The sequence below is a fragment of the Kosakonia sp. R1.Fl genome, assembly GCF_023516815.1.
Taxonomy (GTDB): Bacteria; Pseudomonadota; Gammaproteobacteria; order Enterobacterales; family Enterobacteriaceae; genus Kosakonia.
The window spans coordinates 4,451,921-4,468,998 of sequence record NZ_JAMGSQ010000001.1 but is presented as its reverse complement, the minus strand read 5'-3'; the positions used below and the strand labels follow the sequence as shown (position 1 = coordinate 4,468,998).

General features: G+C 55.2%; 16 protein-coding genes. 9 read left to right on the top strand and 7 right to left on the bottom strand.

Annotation, left to right across the window (positions count from 1 at the left end):
* The first annotated feature begins 39 nt into the window (after window positions 1-39).
* The 3 genes from M8Q36_RS21135 (at window position 40) to mmuM (ending at window position 3,474) form a co-directional block, all read left to right on the top strand.
* Window positions 40-792 (top strand): IclR family transcriptional regulator, encoded by a 753-nt coding sequence (locus M8Q36_RS21135; RefSeq protein ID WP_249882260.1) that lies wholly within the window; start codon window positions 40-42, stop codon window positions 790-792.
* Between the two features lie 362 nt (window positions 793-1,154).
* Window positions 1,155-2,555, top strand: coding sequence for an S-methylmethionine permease (mmuP, locus tag M8Q36_RS21130; protein WP_249882259.1), 1,401 nt, complete (start codon window positions 1,155-1,157; stop codon window positions 2,553-2,555).
* The gene (gene mmuM / locus M8Q36_RS21125) at window positions 2,542-3,474 is read left to right on the top strand and encodes a homocysteine S-methyltransferase (RefSeq protein ID WP_249882258.1); all 933 of its coding nucleotides are present in this window, start codon (window positions 2,542-2,544) and stop codon (window positions 3,472-3,474) included. The genes mmuP and mmuM overlap by 14 nt, the downstream gene beginning before the upstream one ends.
* 242 nt (window positions 3,475-3,716) lie before the next feature.
* Here the strand turns inward: mmuM and M8Q36_RS21120 are convergent, their stop codons facing one another.
* Entirely contained in the window at window positions 3,717-4,622 is a 906-nt protein-coding gene (locus tag M8Q36_RS21120) for an NADP-dependent oxidoreductase (RefSeq protein WP_249882257.1), read from the bottom strand.
* Window positions 4,623-5,226: 604 nt separating this feature from the next.
* On the opposite strand from M8Q36_RS21120, the gene M8Q36_RS21115 reads away from it, so the two are divergent.
* On the top strand, window positions 5,227-5,760 hold the full coding sequence (locus M8Q36_RS21115) for a dihydrofolate reductase family protein (protein ID WP_249882256.1): 534 nt from the start codon (window positions 5,227-5,229) through the stop codon (window positions 5,758-5,760).
* 113 nt (window positions 5,761-5,873) lie between these two features.
* Here M8Q36_RS21115 and M8Q36_RS21110 read toward each other — a convergent pair whose 3' ends face one another.
* Together M8Q36_RS21110 and M8Q36_RS21105 are read right to left on the bottom strand one after the other, a co-directional pair.
* Window positions 5,874-6,278: a GNAT family N-acetyltransferase gene (locus tag M8Q36_RS21110; protein ID WP_249882255.1), complete on the bottom strand. Its 405-nt coding sequence runs from the start codon at window positions 6,276-6,278 to the stop codon at window positions 5,874-5,876.
* A 229-nt stretch (window positions 6,279-6,507) separates the two neighbouring features.
* The gene (locus M8Q36_RS21105; protein ID WP_249882254.1) at window positions 6,508-7,383 is read right to left on the bottom strand and encodes a LysR family transcriptional regulator; all 876 of its coding nucleotides are present in this window, start codon (window positions 7,381-7,383) and stop codon (window positions 6,508-6,510) included.
* 109 nt (window positions 7,384-7,492) lie between these two features.
* Here M8Q36_RS21105 and M8Q36_RS21100 point away from each other — a divergent pair, with 109 nt between their 5' ends.
* Entirely contained in the window at window positions 7,493-8,359 is an 867-nt protein-coding gene (locus M8Q36_RS21100) for an SDR family oxidoreductase (protein ID WP_249882253.1), read from the top strand.
* A 28-nt stretch (window positions 8,360-8,387) separates the two neighbouring features.
* Here M8Q36_RS21100 and M8Q36_RS21095 read toward each other — a convergent pair whose 3' ends face one another.
* On the bottom strand, window positions 8,388-9,332 hold the full coding sequence (locus M8Q36_RS21095; RefSeq protein WP_249882252.1) for an AraC family transcriptional regulator: 945 nt from the start codon (window positions 9,330-9,332) through the stop codon (window positions 8,388-8,390).
* A gap of 94 nt (window positions 9,333-9,426) precedes the next feature.
* Between M8Q36_RS21095 and M8Q36_RS21090 the strand changes: the two genes are divergently transcribed.
* Complete coding sequence (locus tag M8Q36_RS21090) at window positions 9,427-10,197, top strand: SDR family oxidoreductase (protein WP_249882251.1); 771 nt, start codon at window positions 9,427-9,429, stop codon at window positions 10,195-10,197.
* A gap of 261 nt (window positions 10,198-10,458) precedes the next feature.
* Here M8Q36_RS21090 and M8Q36_RS21085 read toward each other — a convergent pair whose 3' ends face one another.
* Window positions 10,459-11,916 (bottom strand): MFS transporter, encoded by a 1,458-nt coding sequence (locus M8Q36_RS21085; RefSeq protein ID WP_249882250.1) that lies wholly within the window; start codon window positions 11,914-11,916, stop codon window positions 10,459-10,461.
* A gap of 133 nt (window positions 11,917-12,049) precedes the next feature.
* Window positions 12,050-12,796, bottom strand: coding sequence for a glucose 1-dehydrogenase (locus M8Q36_RS21080; protein WP_249882249.1), 747 nt, complete (start codon window positions 12,794-12,796; stop codon window positions 12,050-12,052).
* A gap of 129 nt (window positions 12,797-12,925) precedes the next feature.
* On the opposite strand from M8Q36_RS21080, the gene M8Q36_RS21075 reads away from it, so the two are divergent.
* Window positions 12,926-13,795, top strand: a complete 870-nt coding sequence (locus tag M8Q36_RS21075) for a LysR family transcriptional regulator (RefSeq protein ID WP_249882248.1) — start codon at window positions 12,926-12,928, stop codon at window positions 13,793-13,795.
* A 174-nt stretch (window positions 13,796-13,969) separates the two neighbouring features.
* Here the strand turns inward: M8Q36_RS21075 and M8Q36_RS21070 are convergent, their stop codons facing one another.
* Window positions 13,970-14,806: a MipA/OmpV family protein gene (locus tag M8Q36_RS21070; RefSeq protein WP_249882247.1), complete on the bottom strand. Its 837-nt coding sequence runs from the start codon at window positions 14,804-14,806 to the stop codon at window positions 13,970-13,972.
* Between the two features lie 206 nt (window positions 14,807-15,012).
* Between M8Q36_RS21070 and M8Q36_RS21065 the strand changes: the two genes are divergently transcribed.
* Window positions 15,013-15,690 (top strand): response regulator, encoded by a 678-nt coding sequence (locus M8Q36_RS21065; RefSeq protein WP_065368789.1) that lies wholly within the window; start codon window positions 15,013-15,015, stop codon window positions 15,688-15,690.
* Window positions 15,690-17,078 carry a sensor histidine kinase gene (locus M8Q36_RS21060; RefSeq protein ID WP_249882246.1) on the top strand — a complete coding sequence of 463 codons (1,389 nt, stop codon included), beginning with the start codon at window positions 15,690-15,692 and terminating at the stop codon, window positions 17,076-17,078. Before M8Q36_RS21065 ends, M8Q36_RS21060 begins: the two co-directional genes overlap by 1 nt.

The window sequence follows — 17,078 nt, the reverse complement described above, 5'->3', positions numbered from 1 at the left end:
TCTGGCGCGACCGCCCGACTGCATCAGGAGAATTTGCTTATGCCGGACGAGAAGCCATCGCGGGCGCGCGGTGTTGACCGGGTTATCGACATTTTTCGCCAGTTGCATATCGCTCGTCAGCCCATGGCGATGCGCGATTTGATCGACGCCACCGGCGCGCCGCGTTCCAGCGTATATGAACTTGTTAACTTGCTGAGTGAGGCCGGGTTGCTTGAACTGGATGCCGACGGTGCGGTGTTCTTCGGCCGTGAAATGCACTATTACGGTGCGGACTACATGGCCCATAACGATCTGATCCGCCGCTCACATCAGTTAATGGTTGAGATCGTTGCCCGTCATGGCGAGACGGTGCAACTCTGTATGCTGGAAGGGAATAAGTACACCGTCGTGCTGTCGGAAAGTAATGCCCATCCGTTCAAAATCACCTCAGATGTCGGGGTGCGGGTACCGATTCCGTGGACTGCCACCGGTCGCCTGCTGCTCAGTAACTGGTCGGATAGTGCCATTCTCGATCTCATTCCCGAAGAGGACTACCGTCTGGCGAGCGGGCAAGTCCTCGACAAACAGGCCTTCCTCGAAGATATCCATCGTGCCGGGCAACTGGGATATTGCCTGACCGAAGGCTTATCAGAGAGTTTTACCTGCTGTATGGCCGCACCGATTCGTTCCCGAAGCGGGCAGGCGGTCGCTGCAATCTGCTTTATGGTGAGTCGCGATACGCCGGAGGAGCGCCGTCAGATGTTGCTCAACGAGCTGATCGTTTCCGGGCAAAAATTATCGGATTTCACCTGAGTCCATAATCCATGTAATTGAAAATAATGGATTTGCGTCTCGTCGGGTTACACCAGAGGGCGCAGGGTTGTATCGCTTGCGTCGTTGCGCTGCGAAAGCCCGCTGGTATAACCCCTTCAAAAGGACTCATTCCCACAGCCACAGATATTTTCACTCCTGCGGCGGGGCATCCGGATACCCGACATTCTTATCCTGTTTCCTCCCGGTCGTGTGCTGAAAAAACCGCTTTCCCGATCTTTGTACGCCCCTTGCTTCTGCGTGTCTCAACCCGGATGTCAGCCTGGTGCTGGCCTTTTGTTGATAATGACGATATAAAGTACCCCGGAACGGACATTTAGACATCTATACGTTTAGAAGGTGGTATGCAAACACAACAAGAAAATGGCGAGCTTAAGCGCACCATGAAAACCCGCCATTTGATTATGCTGTCATTGGGCGGCGTCATTGGCACAGGATTATTTTTTAATACCGGATACATTATCTCTACCGCCGGTGCGGCAGGGACTCTGCTGGCGTATTTGATTGGGGCGCTGGTCGTCTGGCTGGTGATGCAGTGCCTTGGCGAGCTTTCCGTGGCGATGCCGGTAACCGGCGCTTTTCATGTCTATGCGGCGCGCTATATCGGTCCGGCGACAGGGTATACCGTGGCATGGCTCTACTGGCTTACCTGGACAGTTGCACTGGGCTCAAGTTTTACCGCCGCCGGGTTTTGTATGCAGTACTGGTTCCCGCACGTTCCAGTCTGGATATGGAGCGCCCTGTTTTGTGCGGTAATTTTTTGTCTTAACGCGATTTCAACGCGTTTCTTTGCCGAAGGGGAGTTCTGGTTTTCGCTGGTTAAAGTCGCGACCATTCTCGTCTTCATCATCCTGGGCTGCGGGGTGATTTTCGGGTTTATCTCTCTGAAGGATGGTTCACCGTCGCCGGGGCTTTCTAACCTCACCCGCGAAGGCTGGTTCCCGCACGGCGGTTTGCCCATTCTGATGACCATGGTGGCGGTCAATTTTGCTTTTTCCGGTACGGAGCTTATCGGTATCGCGGCGGGTGAAACAGAAAATCCGCACCAGGCTATCCCGGTCGCGATCCGCGCGACGATTGCCCGCTTGATCCTGTTTTTTATCGGCACCGTTTTTGTCCTTGCCGCGCTGGTTCCGGCAAATGTGGCCGGGGTTGAGAAGAGCCCGTTTGTGCTGGTCTTTGAAAAAATCGGCATTCCGTATGCGGCCGATATTTTTAACTTCGTCATCCTGACCGCTATCCTTTCCGCGGCGAATTCCGGGCTCTATGCGTCGGGTCGTATGCTATGGTCGCTGGCAAACGAAAAAACGTTGCCGGGCTGTTTTGCCCGCGTCAACAAAAATGGCGTGCCGTTGATAGCGCTTTCTGTCTCTATGCTTGGCGGTCTGCTGGCGCTGTTATCCAGCGTGATTGCCCCTGATACTGTCTTCGTTGCGCTCAGTGCCATTTCTGGCTTTGCCGTTGTCGCTGTCTGGCTCAGCATCTGCGCGGCCCACTTTGTCTTTCGTCGCCGCCACTTACAGTCGGGCAAGCCATCTGCGGCATTGAAATACCGGGCACCCTGGTATCCGCTGGTGCCGGTACTTGGATTCGTGCTGTGTCTGCTGGCCTGCATCGGGCTGGCGTTCGATGCGGATCAACGCATTGCGCTCTATTGTGGTTTGCCGTTTGTCGCCTTTTGCTACGGTGCCTATTTTCTCACCCGGAAAACAACCTTGAAGGAGGCTGACTATGCCGCAGAGTAACTCCCTGACCACGCTACTTGAACATCATCCCTTTGCTGTGCTGGATGGTGCCCTGGCCACTGAGCTTGAAGCGCGCGGATGCAGCCTTGTCGATAATCTCTGGTCGGCCAAAGTGTTAATGGAAAATCCGCAGCGTATTCGGGACGTGCATCTGGATTACTTTCGGGCGGGCGCACAGATAGCCATTACCGCCAGTTACCAGGCCACACCCGCTGGTTTTGCGGCTCGCGGGCTGACTGAGGCGCAGTCGAAAGCGTTGATTGCACAGAGTGTGAAACTGGCAAAAGAGGCGAGTGACATTTATCGCTCAGAAAACCCCAATGCCGGTCCGCTGCTGGTGGCGGGCTCTGTTGGGCCATACGGTGCTTATCTGGCAGATGGCTCGGAGTATCGCGGCGACTACGCGTGCAGCCACGAGGCGTTTCAGGCATTTCATCGCCCGCGCATTGATGCATTGCTCAATGCCGGTGCCGATCTGCTGGCCTGTGAAACGTTACCTTCTTTTGCCGAAATCACAGCGCTGGCAGACCTGTTATCTGAATATCCGCAAGCGCAGGCGTGGTTCTCTTTTACCTTACGTGACGACAAGCATTTGAGCGATGGCACACCGCTGGTCCAGGTGGTAAATGCGCTGTCTGGTTGTCCCCAAATCGTTGCGCTGGGGATTAACTGTATTGCGCTGAGTAAAACCACCGCCGCCCTCAAACATCTGCAAAGCCTCAGTCCGCTGCCTCTGGTTGTCTATCCGAACTCTGGTGAAACCTATGACGCCGTTACTAAGGCGTGGCATACACACGGCGGGAGCTGCGGATCCTTAGCGGTATATTTGCCCCAGTGGTTAGCGGCGGGAGCGAGAATTATTGGCGGATGCTGCCGTACAACCCCGCAGGATATTGCCGCGCTGAGCGAACACCGTTAACGGCGAAGAAACTTGCAGGGCTCATGGGCCTAAACTTATGGCCCACGGTGCCTTGCATCCGGCTGGCATGAAGATGAATCGCTCTCTGCGTTATCGATGGCCGGCGAAAAATTTGTCTATGTCTGACAACCGATAACCTCAACCTGATGACTGTGCATTGCATGGCGGAAGGCACCGAGGCTGCGCCCGAATTGAAGAGCGAGACGTGACGGGTAACCCGATTGCTTCCGGCAAGCTGCACTTCAGCAAACCTTGATGACGAGTTTGCCGGTTACGTGGCCTTCTGCACTTACCCGATGTGCATCGGCAGTCTGTTGCAGTGGGTATACGCCGTCAATATGAAGTTTAAACAGGCCATCGGCACAGAGACGGGCAATATTTGCGAGGATCAGCTCCGGGTGTACAGGCGGGCCGTGGGAAAATTTCGCGCCATACTGCTCTGCAGATAAATCCGCGACGGAAAGCACGCAAGCGGGATGTCCCACGATTGAAATTAATTCAGGTATGACCCCGGAACCCGCAACGTCAATGGCCGCATCAACACCTCCCGGCGCTAAGTGAGTTATTCGTTCCTGTAAACCGGGACCGTACGTGGTCGGAATGGCACCTAATGAGGCGAGATAGCCATGCTTGGGGGAACTTGCTGAACCAATAACGGTTATGCCGCGCAGGCAGGCAAGCTGGACGATAGCCGTTCCTACACCGCCTGCCGCCCCGCTAACCAGCAGCGTCTGCCCCGTTTTTATATTCACTTCATCGAGTGCCCGGCTGGCCGTATCAGTCATTACGGGCAAGCCTGCTGCCACCGCAAAAGATACTGCAGCGGGTTTGACCGCCCAGTGCGAGAGGATGGCTTTCTCCGCGACGGTGCCATCACCAAAACCGAATACCGCATCGCCGATGGCAACGCCGGAAACGCCATCGCCAATCTCATCAACAACGCCGCTGGCCTCCACGCCCACCGTGAGTGGCAACACCCCATCTTCGAATGCCTGATACTGGCCCTCTCTGCGTTTCCAGTCCGATGGATTCACCCCGGCACAATGCACAGCAATACGAATCTCGCCAGGCCCGGCGTGAGGAACAGGAATTTCATCAATGCGTAATTCATCAGGCCCACCGAAAGCGTGATAACGGATTGCCTTCATCGTGTTATTACCGTCTACACACACAGGAGCAGAAAAAGCAGGAAGAGAATGGACAGATAACTGCGGGTCAGAATTTGAGTTTGACATAGGTACGCTCCGTTTATCGTGCCGCTACCGACGGGTAGCGATAAGCGCTTTCGCCATGTCATGGCAACAACGCGGTTGATTTCGAAGACGCTGGTCAAACTGTAAGGAAACAGAATCGACGTGTACGCGATCAATTCAGCAGCAGAAAGGATCGTTTTTCGCGACGTGCCGGTGAGCCTACTCAGGCGTAAACAGGCTGTCAATAGCCCCCAGACTATTGCTTTTTTATGTCGTCAATCAGGGCATCATTGATAAATACTGACTGCCGACATGCCTGCCCCTTGACCAGTTGCTGAGTGCCAGGAGCGGGCGTTGTTAACATGGCGATAGGTTGCTTTATGGGGAGCAGATCACGGCTTTTTGCTCCAACCTGGACTCAACACCACACGATTTTTTGCCTTAATCCATAATGGGAACGTTGCTGCTCTCATGTTACGTTTTTCCACAGGGAGCAGGCCAATATCGCAAACATCACTAAACTCAACGGGATATATGCAACCTGAATACGGAGCATCTGATGGTCACCACACATGTTTTTATCGCGGTCAGTCTTGATGGTTATATCGCCCGACAGGATGGCGACATCGACTGGTTGTTGCAGCGCGATGACCCGACAGAAGATCATGGCTATGCAGCATTTATTGCGGACAAAGATTGGATCGTTATGGGGCGGGGCAGCTATGAGAAGGTGCTGACCTTCGACGAATGGCCTTATGACCGACCCGTGTTGGTGCTCTCCCGACAGCTAACCGATACTCCCGTGCCCGAGAAGCTGAAGGGTAAAGTGCAGTTCTCATGCCGCACGCCTGGGGAGGTGCTTACTGACCTGGCGGCGCAGAACGCGCATCGCGTCTATATCGATGGCGGGCAGGTAATACAGTCGTTCCTGCGCGAAGGTCTGATCGCCGATATCGTTATCACTACCGTTCCTGTCCTGCTCGGTTCGGGAAAACCGTTGTTCGGAGCCCTGAATGGGGATATAGATTTGACGCTGTTATCAAGCCGCAGCTTCCCTTCGGGTCTGGTGCAGTCGCACTATCGGCTGACGTGATAAACCGCCTGTAAACTTGGCGGCAACCTCCGCTAAAGCTATCGTACCGCTCTGCTGCCAGCGGTACTGTTTTACTTCAACGACCTTGCCTCAGCTCACTGAAAAGGCGTGCATCATTCAGCGTCAACGCATGGCCATATATAGTGATTATCAACGCCTTCAGCGCGCTCAAACATGAACCCTAAAGCGCGGTAGAAATCATTTGCCGGGCTCGCTTTCAACGCGATGAGTCGGATAGATTTCCCCAGGTTTCTGGCTTTTTGCTGTATGCGTTTTACAACCCCTTTTCCTACGCCTTTCCCCTGAAATTTATTGTTGATATAGAAGTGATCCAGATAGAGGTACGTCGGGAAATCCCGCAGCACGTAAAACCCCACGATCTCATGCTGGTAGCAAAGGATGAACGTCTCTTTATCCGTAAATGTTGAAAGGAAGCGTTCGCGTGCTCTGATGGGATCGAATCTGTTGATCGCCTCAAGACTCGGGCGCATAGCCTCAACGCGGAGTTCAGCCAGCATTGGCGCCTCATCAGCACGAGCAGGGCGGATATGAAGATTTAAGGGCAAAGGAACCTCGCATAGCGTTGGTGGTTTTCTACGCAGAATAACACTCCCTTCCAGACCCCCGTGCAGTACAGCGCGAGAATTCGCTCGTGGTTGGGCAATCAAGAATAATGTCATTACAGCGCTGTGCTAACTCTTTTACTTAACAGACATTTATCTCCGGTTAATACCCGAATCGGCCGGTTCAGACAGCGAACCAGCCGGTGGGATAGTGCTCGCAGATAAACGCCACGAAAGCCTTAACTTTGGGGCTCTGAAGGCGACGGGAGGTGTGCAGCACCCAGAGCTCAGTCAATGTATCGGCTTCTCCCCAGCACACCAGCTCACCTTTTTCCAGCTGTTGGCTGACAATGGATTGCGGAAGCATTGCCGCGCCGGCACCCGCCAGCACGGCATCCCGCACTGTCAGCAGGGAAGAGAGGCGCATCACCGGTTGCGGCGCGAAACGACGCTCTCCGCCCTGAACAGTCCAAAGCTCGCCGTCCGAATAAGTTGACATCACAATTGCCGGGATCGCAGGCGCGCTTTGCGCATCGCTAAGCGGCATCTCAAGCGCGGGAACCGCCACCAGCGCCAATTTGTCTCTGGCAAACTGCCTGCCAACCAGCGTGCTGTTTTTGTGCGGATTAATACGTATCGCGACATCAAAATGCTCATCCACCAGGTCACTCATCCGATTTTCAGCAATCACTTCCACATAAATGCGCGGATAGCGACGGCGAAATTCAGCCAAAAGCTGCCCAAGAGCCAGTTGCGAAAAGAGCAGCGGGGCCGCAATACGCAGCCATCCGGAGGGATTTGCCGACGCTTCCCGCGCGGATTCGACCGCTTCATCAATGTCACGGATTGCGCCAACGGTGCGTGACAAAAGGCGTTCACCCGCCTCAGTGATGTGCAGCCTCTGCCCGCCGCGTTCAATAAGACGCACACCGAGCGCCTCTTCAAGATCCGTCAGCCTGCGTGACAGGGTTGCTTTGGGTTTTCCGCTGGCGCGACTGGCCGCGCCGATCCCGCCCGAGGCTGCGATGAGGTGGAAATCTTTAAGGGCATTAATATCCATGGGGGTGTCTCATTTATGGAACGAACCATCTAAAAAATAGCATCTTCAACGCGAAAATGGATCGCGATAGTGTTTGTTCACACCAACCAAACACCACGGAGTAAATACCATGACCATCCTGATCACCGGAGCCACTGGCCGCGTCGGCCGCCATGTTGTTAACCAGCTTCTTCGCCGCGGCTCTGATTTCCGCGTGCTAACCCGTGACCCCGCAAAGGCCGGCTTTGCCGCAAATGTAGATGTTGTGAAAGGCGATTTGCTGGATATCGACGCCTTACGCGCCGCCTTTCGCGGTATCAAGACGCTGTTTTTACTGAATGCGGTCACCAGCGACGAATATACCCAGACGATGATTACCCTCAACATTGCCCGCGAGTGCGGCGTTGAACGTGTGGTTTATCTCTCCGTCTTTGGCGCCGATGTTGCCGTCAATGTGCCGCACTTCGCCGTGAAATATGGCGCCGAGCGCATGCTTAAAGCGATGGACTTTAGCGCCACGATCCTGCGGCCAACCTACTTTATCGACAATGAGGCCATGATTAAGGATGTGGTCATGAATCACGGTGTTTATCCGATGCCGATCGGCGGGATTGGCCTGGCGATGGTGGACACCCGCGATATCGCCGAGGTGGCAGCCATTGAACTGATACGACGCGATCGGGCGAGCGGAAAACTGCCTGTCGAGACGATTAATCTCGTTGGTCCCGATACGCTGACGGGGGAGGGTGCCGCCGCCGTATGGAGCGAGGTGCTGGGCCGCGAGATTATCTACGGCGGAGATAACCCGGGTGCATTTGAAGCAAGCATGGCGGAATTTATGCCGAAATGGATGGCCTACGAAATGCGCCTGATGGCTGAGCGCTACGTCAGCCACGGCATGCTCCCGCAGGATGGCGACAGAGAGCGTCTGGTCACGCTTCTTGGCCGCCAGTTGCATACTTACCGCGACGTCGTGACGGCACTTGCCGCGCAATAAAATGCCCTTCTGGCAAGCGGGTGCGGGCTTAAGGAAAAGCCTGCTCCTTGCTTAATGCCGGGGAACGCGTTTGCGGGCTCTCATTCTGGCGTCTGAAAACGCCAGGGGGAACGCCCACATAGTGCGTGAATGCCACGTTAAAGGCGCTCGCTGACTGATAGCCGACGTGAAAGGCAATTTGTTCGATTTTCTCTTTGCTGCTGATCAGCGCTTTTTTCGCTAACGACATGCGCCAGAAGAGAAGATATTGCCCCGGCGGCATCCCGACTGTCTCACTGAAAGCGGCAAAAAAAGCCGAGCGGGACATGGCGGCGTGGCGGGCGAGCTGGGCGATTTGCCACTCAACGCCCGGTTTTTCATGGATCAGATGCAGCGCGACGGCGATCTTTTCATGTTGCAGCCCTTTCAGGATGCCAGCTGTTTTCGGCAGATCATCATTACTGCGTAACGACTCGACCAGCAGCAGCTGTAAAAGCCGCATTAATACCTCGTCGCGCCCTGGTCGCCTGGCCCGGCTTTCATCCAGCAGAAGTTCAAGCAAGGTGGCGAAACGCCGTTGCCCTTTAATCAGGATCTCATTTGGCAGCAAAGAGACGATGAGTTGCTTATCCGGCGTATCAAATTCACAGTGGCCGACAGACATGATCAGATCGGCGGGCCCGCTGGTTGCGCCAATCCGCACATGCCCTTCGCTGATAATCGTAGGCGTTGTGATGTCAGTTGAGCCAGCTCCGCCCGCGTTGGTGTTCTCGAAAACGTACGCGGCGGGTATCAGAATAAAATCACCGGCAACCAGTAATGTTGGACCTTTGCCGTTAACAGTGATCAGGCATTCGCCTTCCAGTACGGCGCAGTAAAAGGCCTCTCCGCCAGATTCCCGAACAATACGCCACTGCCCGCGTCCTTCAACGAGTTTTGAATGCGATGGCCTGGGGTTGAGCAGGGCAACAATATCGGTTAGCGGATCTGACATTGGACTATCTCTAAAGTTTGCGGGACTTTTGATTATATATTGTCCGGCTGGTGGCCGCTATGATCGTTGCTCTTGCCACCAAAGAGGATCACATATGTCAACTGTACTGATTACCGGTTGCTCTTCAGGTTTTGGTCTTGCCGCAGCAAAACTTTTTTTACAGCAGGGCTGGGAAGTGATTGCCACCATGAGAACACCTGACCCGACCTGTTTGCCCGCCAGCGACAAACTGACGATCCTGCCGCTCGATATTACTTCCGCGCAGAGCATTAACCATGTCGTGAAAGCGGCGGGCGCGATTGATGTTCTGGTGAACAATGCGGGTTTTGGCGCACCTGTACCGGTCGAACTTACGCCGCTTGCCACCGCGCAGCAGTTAATGAACACCAATGTGCTGGGGACGCTGTCATTAACCCAGGCGTTTCTGCCGCTGATGAGAGAGAAAAAATCAGGGGTGATCATTAACGTCTCTTCATCCGTGACCACCCGGGCGATGCCGCTGATTGGCCTTTATCGCGCCAGTAAAGCGGCGCTGAATGCATGGAGCGAGTCGCTCGCCATTGAAGCCAGGCCTTTTGGTATTCGTGTTCATGTGGTGTTACCGGGCCGCTCCCCGGAAACGAAGTTTGGCGAGAATGCGCGCGAGTATTTTGCAGGCATCGATGATCCCGCCTATGGGCAAATGGTGCAGGAGTTTATCCAGCGTGTGGGCGATAGCAACTCGCCCGTGACGCATGCGGATGATGTCGCGAATGCCATTCTTGCGGTTGCGCGGGATGCCAGTGCGCCGCTCTATACTGCGGCGGGTGAAGATGCCCAAATGATGCTGAAAGAGGCGCAGCGTCGTTCCCCCTTCTCTTACTAATTGCGCCGAACGAGAACTGCAAAAAAGTCATAGAGGGGATATTCCCCTCTGAGCTGTTGCAAAGTGCAATGGCTGCCGTTCCCCATCTCTTCGCCGCGTATCAGGCTGGCGAGGATGTTTTGCAAGGCCGCGACAATTGGCTTTTTGATCCCGGAAAAGAGGCCGCGCGGCGTGTACCAGGTGTGGATGTGAAAAAAACGGACGCCCAATTGACTGGGCGAATTCGCTGGTTATTCGCTCAGCCGATTGACGCTGGTTGCGTTACTTAAGGGAAAGGCTGGCCGGTGCTGAAGACAGACCGCTGGAGCGCCGGATAAGCCGGATACTTAATCCAGCGCCTGTGGCGAGGCATACCGCCATCGCCAGCAGCGCGACGATAAAGGCATGCGTGATATTCGCACCGCTTTTACCGTTACCCAACATACTGTAAAAAAGGCCGCCGATAACGGCGACGCTCAGCGCCGTGCTGATTTGTAATGCCGAACTGGTGACGCCGGCAATCATGCCTGAAAATTCTGGCGCAACGCGGCCGGTTACCATCCGCACCAGCGTTGGCATTGCCAGCCCCTGGCCAAGACCGGTGACAAAAAGCAGGACGGCGAGCGGCGCTATGGCAGGCGCGCTGCCGGTCAGCGTACTGGCAATCAACCATGCCATACCGGCTAACCCTGCGGTCTCGCATCCCATCCCGATTGCGCTCAGGTAATTACCGACAAAACGCCGCAAGTAAGGCGTCAGCAACGGCCCAATCAGAAAGCCAACGCCAAAGGGCAGAAAAAGCAGGCCTGCGCTCAGGGCGTTCAGATGCAACGCGCCCTGGAGATAGACAGAAAACAAAAGAAAGAAAGCCGCGATGGAATAAAACAGCAACACGATCGCCAGCCCCTGGCCCAGTCCCGGCGCGCGTAATACGGACGGGTCAAGTAACGGCGAACCGCCATTCCAGCTAAGGCGACGTTCATAACGCCATAACAACGCGCTCAGCAGCGGGAAAGCAAGCAATAACAGCCACGTCCACCACGGCCATCCCGCCTCATGGCCTTCAATCAACGGCACAATCAGCGTACTGAGTGTGACGGTTGCCAGCAGCATGCCAATGGGGTCCAGCCGCTGCGCAGATTGTGCCCGCGTTTCTTTCAGCAACGGCAGGCCAAAGAGAATGACCAGTAGCGCCACCGGCAGGTTAACGAGAAAAATAGCCCGCCACCCCAGCCCAAACAGATCCGCTGAAATCAGGATACCGCCCAATACCTGGCCGATAACCGAGGCCAGGCCAAACACGGCGCCATAGATGCTCAGCGCTAACGGTTTCTCCGCTTCCGGAAAAATAGCCTGTACGGAAGCCAGCGCCTGGGGCGCCATAATAGCGGCTGTGGCACCTTGTAACATGCGTCCGGTAATCAGTACCCATGGCGACCAGGCTACGCCGCACAACAGCGATGCAGCGGCAAACCCGAGAAGCCCAAGAAAAAACATCTTCCCGCGGCCATAAATATCACCCAGTCGACCGCCGGTAATGAGCGTTACCGCATACACGCCCGCGTAGGATGAAATAACCAACTGCTCAGCGGAGAAAGAGGCGCCCAGCTCGCTCTGGATCGCAGGCAGCGCCACATTGACGATAAAAAAATCGAGCGGCGGCAAGAATGCGCCGACCAGTAAAATAACAAACATCGCCCAGCGACGCGGCTCGGCTTGCGTGAGGCTATGTGCCGACATAGAACACTCCATCGGTAGCGGTTCCGTCCCCGGTAAGAGACGTTTTGTTATGGCAAAAATTGTGTGGTTAATCTGTTTAGGCATGCTGGTTCGGGGCGTTTCGCCCCGATGCGAGCACTGCGAGTGGGGAAAATCAGCGCATGCCGCCAGAGGCCAGAATCACCTCACCGCTTATCCATCCCGCGTCGTCTGAGGCGAGAAATGAGACGATCGGGGCAACATCCTGCACCTGACCGATGCGACCGAGTGGCGTTTGCTGTTCATTCCATCTCTGGAAGTCCGAGTTCATCGCGCCCGCACTGTGGCTGCCTTGCGTTTCGATAAGGCCAGGATTGACCGCGTTGACGCGAATCCCCCGCGGGCCGAGTTCGCGTGAGAGTACGCCGGTGATGGCGTCAATCGCGCCTTTGGTGCCGCTGTAGATGGCGCTTTCGGCAATAAAAACGTGGGTGACGAACGAACTGATGTTGATGATGCTGCTGCCTTTAGCGAGGTGTGGCACGGCTGCGCCAGTCAGTAACAGCGGTCCCAGAACATTGATGTCGAACTGTCTGCGATAGAGGGTTTCAGTGCTCTCTTCGATGCTGGCGAACTGATAAATCCCGGCGTTATTCACCACAATGTCCAGACGCCCGAACGTGTCAATGGCCGCGTTGACCAGCGCCTCGACTTCTGCATGTTTGGTGACATTTGCCGCAACCGCCACGGCCTGCCCACCGGCGGCGTCAATATCGGCAACCACCTTATCGGCACCGCTTCTGTCTGAGGCATAATTAACGATGACTTTCGCGCCATCAGCCGCCAGTTGGCGGGCAATGCCAGCGCCGATACCGCTGGAGCCACCGGTCACGATGGCAACTTTGTCTTTTAATTTGTGCATATTTTTAGCCTCCTGATATCCCCGCCCGGGGCGGTTTGGTTGAGGAGGCTATGGTGATATCTACATAATTGTTTTGGAACTGACACTTTTGTATATTCGATGTTCATTTTTGAACGGAGAGACAATGGCATGGAGTGGGGCGACGTCCGGATATTTCTTGCAGTCATGCGTAAGGGCTCTTTTGGCGAAGCGGCCCGAAGTCTGGGCGTGAGCCATCCGACGGTTGGGCGCAGAATAAAGGCGCTTGAGGATGAGGCGCAGCAGGCGCTATTTCGCCGGACAAGGGATGGTCTGGTGCTGACGGATGCCGGCGACAGGGTTATGACGCTGGCAGAAGCGATGGAAAACTCCGCGCTGGCGATGGAACGGCGCCTGGCAGGAAACCATGAGCGTCTTGAAGGGATATTGCGGATATCGTCAGCCGAGTGGTTTGCTAATTATGTTCTGGCCCCTGTGCTGGTTGAACTGACACGCCGCCATCCAGCGATTGTGCCGGAAATTATCGCCAGCTACCGCTTACTTAATCTGTCGCGCCGTGATGCCGACATCGCATTTCGCATCGTTCCCTTTACCGAACCGGATATTGTTCAGCGCCGGTTGATGAGTATGCCCTACGCGCTGTATGGCACGCCGGAAATCGCGCATCTCGCGGAGCACGACCCGGCCGCAGTGGGGCTTATTCTTATGAATACGGCACAATCCCACTTTTCTGACGTTGCCTGGCTGCTTGACAGATTTCCGCAGTCGCGGCGTGTGTTCACCAGCACCAGCCGGGCCGTTCAGGCGCAGATGTGCCAGCGGGGAATGGGGATTGCTGTTTTGCCGCGGCCTCTTGGCGATGCCATCCCCGGCTTGCAGAGCATTCGCATGCCGGAGCCGCCACCGTCCAAAGATATCTGGGTGGGATATCACTATGATCTGCGGCATATGGATCGCCTGCGGGTCATGCTGGATATTGTCGATGCCTTGCTGGCGGATCCCGCCCCGTCCGCAACGTGAGCCTGCTCTTCTGCTGATGCGCCAGCTAACAGGTTTTATCCGGGGCTGGGGCAGATGCTTTTGGATCTTCACTGTATTGAGTTCCGCCCCGTTCGCTGAACCGGGGCGGAACGAATGCCTGTTTATTGACCGTGCGCAGCCATAAGCGGGCGGGAAGCGCACGTTGAACAACGATCAGAAACGATATGTCACCAGCAGGCTTCCTGTGGGCGATGTGTTTCGTTGCACAATCGGGCTATTGCGCGCATCACCCGTCAACTGCGTTACGCCTGCTGCGGCAACCACGCTCCAGTCCTGATTGAATTTGTGGGTCCAGGTAAGATTCGTTGACCAGGCATAAATTCCCGCGCCGGCGTCATATCGAGTAAAGCCCGATGCGGCTGACTGGGAGGCACTGACCCCGTAGTAAGTCAGCATGTACTTTTCCGTTCCCCAAATGCCGGTCAGCGCCAGCGTCACGGAGTTGCTCGATGAGGTGTAGAGCGGACTATTAATGCCGAAATGCAGAGCCGCGCCATTGCTTCGCTGCGAAACCGGCACCTCGGCCTGCAATTGCACATTAAGCCAGTTGGTCACCCCGTACCCCACACCAAGCACACCAAGAGCCGAGCCTTTGACGTCGCCCATACCGCGCAGGTAGTCGCTGCCGTCGCTTAGCGAGTCGCTATCTGCATCGTGATCCTTGCGGCCTGCGCGATAGCTCAGTGCCGCGTTGTAATCGAATTTGCCGATGTTATTGCCGTAACCGATGCCCCGTGTGGTGCTAACGAAGAAACCATTTGCCATTGTGTAATCAAGCACCAGAGCCGTTGTGACACGGCTTTTATCCGCACCAGAGTAGCGTGGCGTAACATTCGCGCCGCCTCCCAGGGTCAACGCATTGCCCGGATCCTGTTCTGCCGCCAGTATCGGGGTGGTCAGTAACGCCAGGACTGCGCCCGGCAACATTTTTTTCAGGCTGCGCCCCGAAAGTGGAAGGGGGAACTTATGACGCAGTTTGATGTTTCTCATTAAAGAAGTCCTTGTGGATTCAAATGATTACGATACAAGCAGGTGTTAAACGCCAGAACGCTCATTTTGTATGCGCACCCTAAAGTTCTCATGAGCCAAAAATGAAGAAAGGATGAAGCAAGTACAGGCGCTGCAAAGCTGATAGATTTCCTGCTACCGTTTTTTTCTTCAGACGTTCTTCATTCACTGTTGATACCGTAACCATTGTGAAAATTCTCCTAATCGAAGACGACCTGGATCTCGGCAATGGCGTGCGTATTGCCCTTGCAGATCAAGGATTTGATGTCATATGGGTTCGCCGCAAAGAGGATGCGCTGCATCAGCTTGATGCCTGCGTGCCTGAACTTGTGTTGCTCGACCTCGGCTTACCCGACGGCGATGGCATGAGTCTGATGGCGCGCTTGCGTCAGCAGCTCAAGGGCATCCCCATCATCATCCTGACGGCGCGCGGCACACTGCACGATCGCCTCTCCGGGCTGGACGCCGGTGCCGACGACTATCTTGTCAAACCGTTTGTTCTCGCCGAGTTGTTGGCCAGAGTGAGAGCGCTTGCGCGCCGCAGTTACGGTTTTGAGAACGAGGCGATAGAGATTCGCGGCTTATCGCTTCATGTGCCGACGCGACGCGTGACCGTGAATGCACGGCATGTTGAGTTGACGGCAAGTGAATACGCGCTGCTTGAAACGTTGATGTTGCGCACCGATCGCGTGCTGACCCGCAGTTTTCTGGAGGAGAGGATCTTTGGCGCAAAAGAAAATATGAGTAATGCGCTCGATGTGCATATGGGGAATTTGCGTCGCAAAATCGGCGACGGCTATGTGCGAACGGTGAGAGGCGTTGGGTATGTCATTGATACCGTACCGATCGAGAAGGGGGCAGGTTGATGCGAAATTTTTGGCGCCATCTGAGAACCCCAACGTTCGTACGGCGCATTATGGTAGCTCAAATGCTACTGCTCACCCTGCTGTGGTGTCTTTTTCTGACTTACGTTTTGTGGGAGGACTTGCGTAGCCCGCCGATATTAACGGGCAGCAAGACGTACGAAACCATTTTTACTGTCGTTGAGAGTATGGAGGATCGCCCGCAGGAGCGAACGCATGTGCTGGCTGCGCTCAGTAAAGCGGTGCGGGAAGATTACGGTGGTGGTGAAGATCCAGAACTCTCCATCAGCCTTATCGTGCGCAAGAACAAAGCGATAATTTATGCCTCTGATGGTGCGCCAGTCGGGGTGACAAACACCCGCTATGGAAAAATTGAGCGAATTCAGAATGAAGGTCGCGCCTGGACCAGCCGTACCTTAAAATCCGCGCACTCCGACACGGAGGTCACCCTTATCACCCCTGCCGGAGGCTGGAACTTCTTTATCTACCTGAACTCGCGTGGCTATTACGTCATGCCGCTGCTGGTATGCATTCCTTTTCTTTTGTTTCCCGCGTGGCTGTCCATCCGCATTGCGATGCGCCCGTGGAATCGGGTGGTCAGTGAAATTTCCCTACGCACGCCGGACGATCTCTCGCCCTTAAAAGCCGTGCCAAAGCACAGGGAGCTTCGCCAGATGGTCGACGCTGTAAATGGGTTTCTTGCCAGGGTGCGGGAAAGCACGGAACGGGAACGCGTTTTCATTGCCGATGCCGCTCACGAGCTGCGTACCCCGCTGGCTGCAATGCGAATCAATGTTGAGGCTTTGCAGTCCTATGCCAGCAGTGACAGTCAAAAAGAGTTACTGGCAGGGATTATTCGCAGCAATAGCCGTGCGGCCCGGCTCGTCAATCAGTTGCTGCTGATGATGCACAGCGAAGCGCGCATTGACACGGTTATGGAGCCTGTGCCGCTGACGACGCTTATACAAGAGCGAATGGCCGGGCTGGCGCCGCTCGCGGCTGAGCGCAGGATTGAGCTTGAATTCTACGCTGAAGATGAAATCTGGATAACAGGTGTCCGCGAACGGTTAATGTCGCTTATCGATAACCTTATTGAAAATGCCGTGAAGTACAGCCCTGAGGGCGGACGGGTCGAGGTGGAGTTACGATCCTTAGAAAAATCCACGCAGTTACGTGTTTCAGATGCCGGGCCAGGCATTCCCGTTGAATTGCGCGAGCGGGTGTTCGACCGTTTTTTTCGCGATCCTAATCAGATGCAAAGCGGGAGTGGGCTGGGGCTTGCCATCGTCAAAGCGGTTGCGCAGCAACACAACAGCAGCGTAAGCCTCAATACGTCTGCAGAAGGTGGGCTGATGGTTACGGTTGATTTCCCACACCACAAGTCCGCCTGA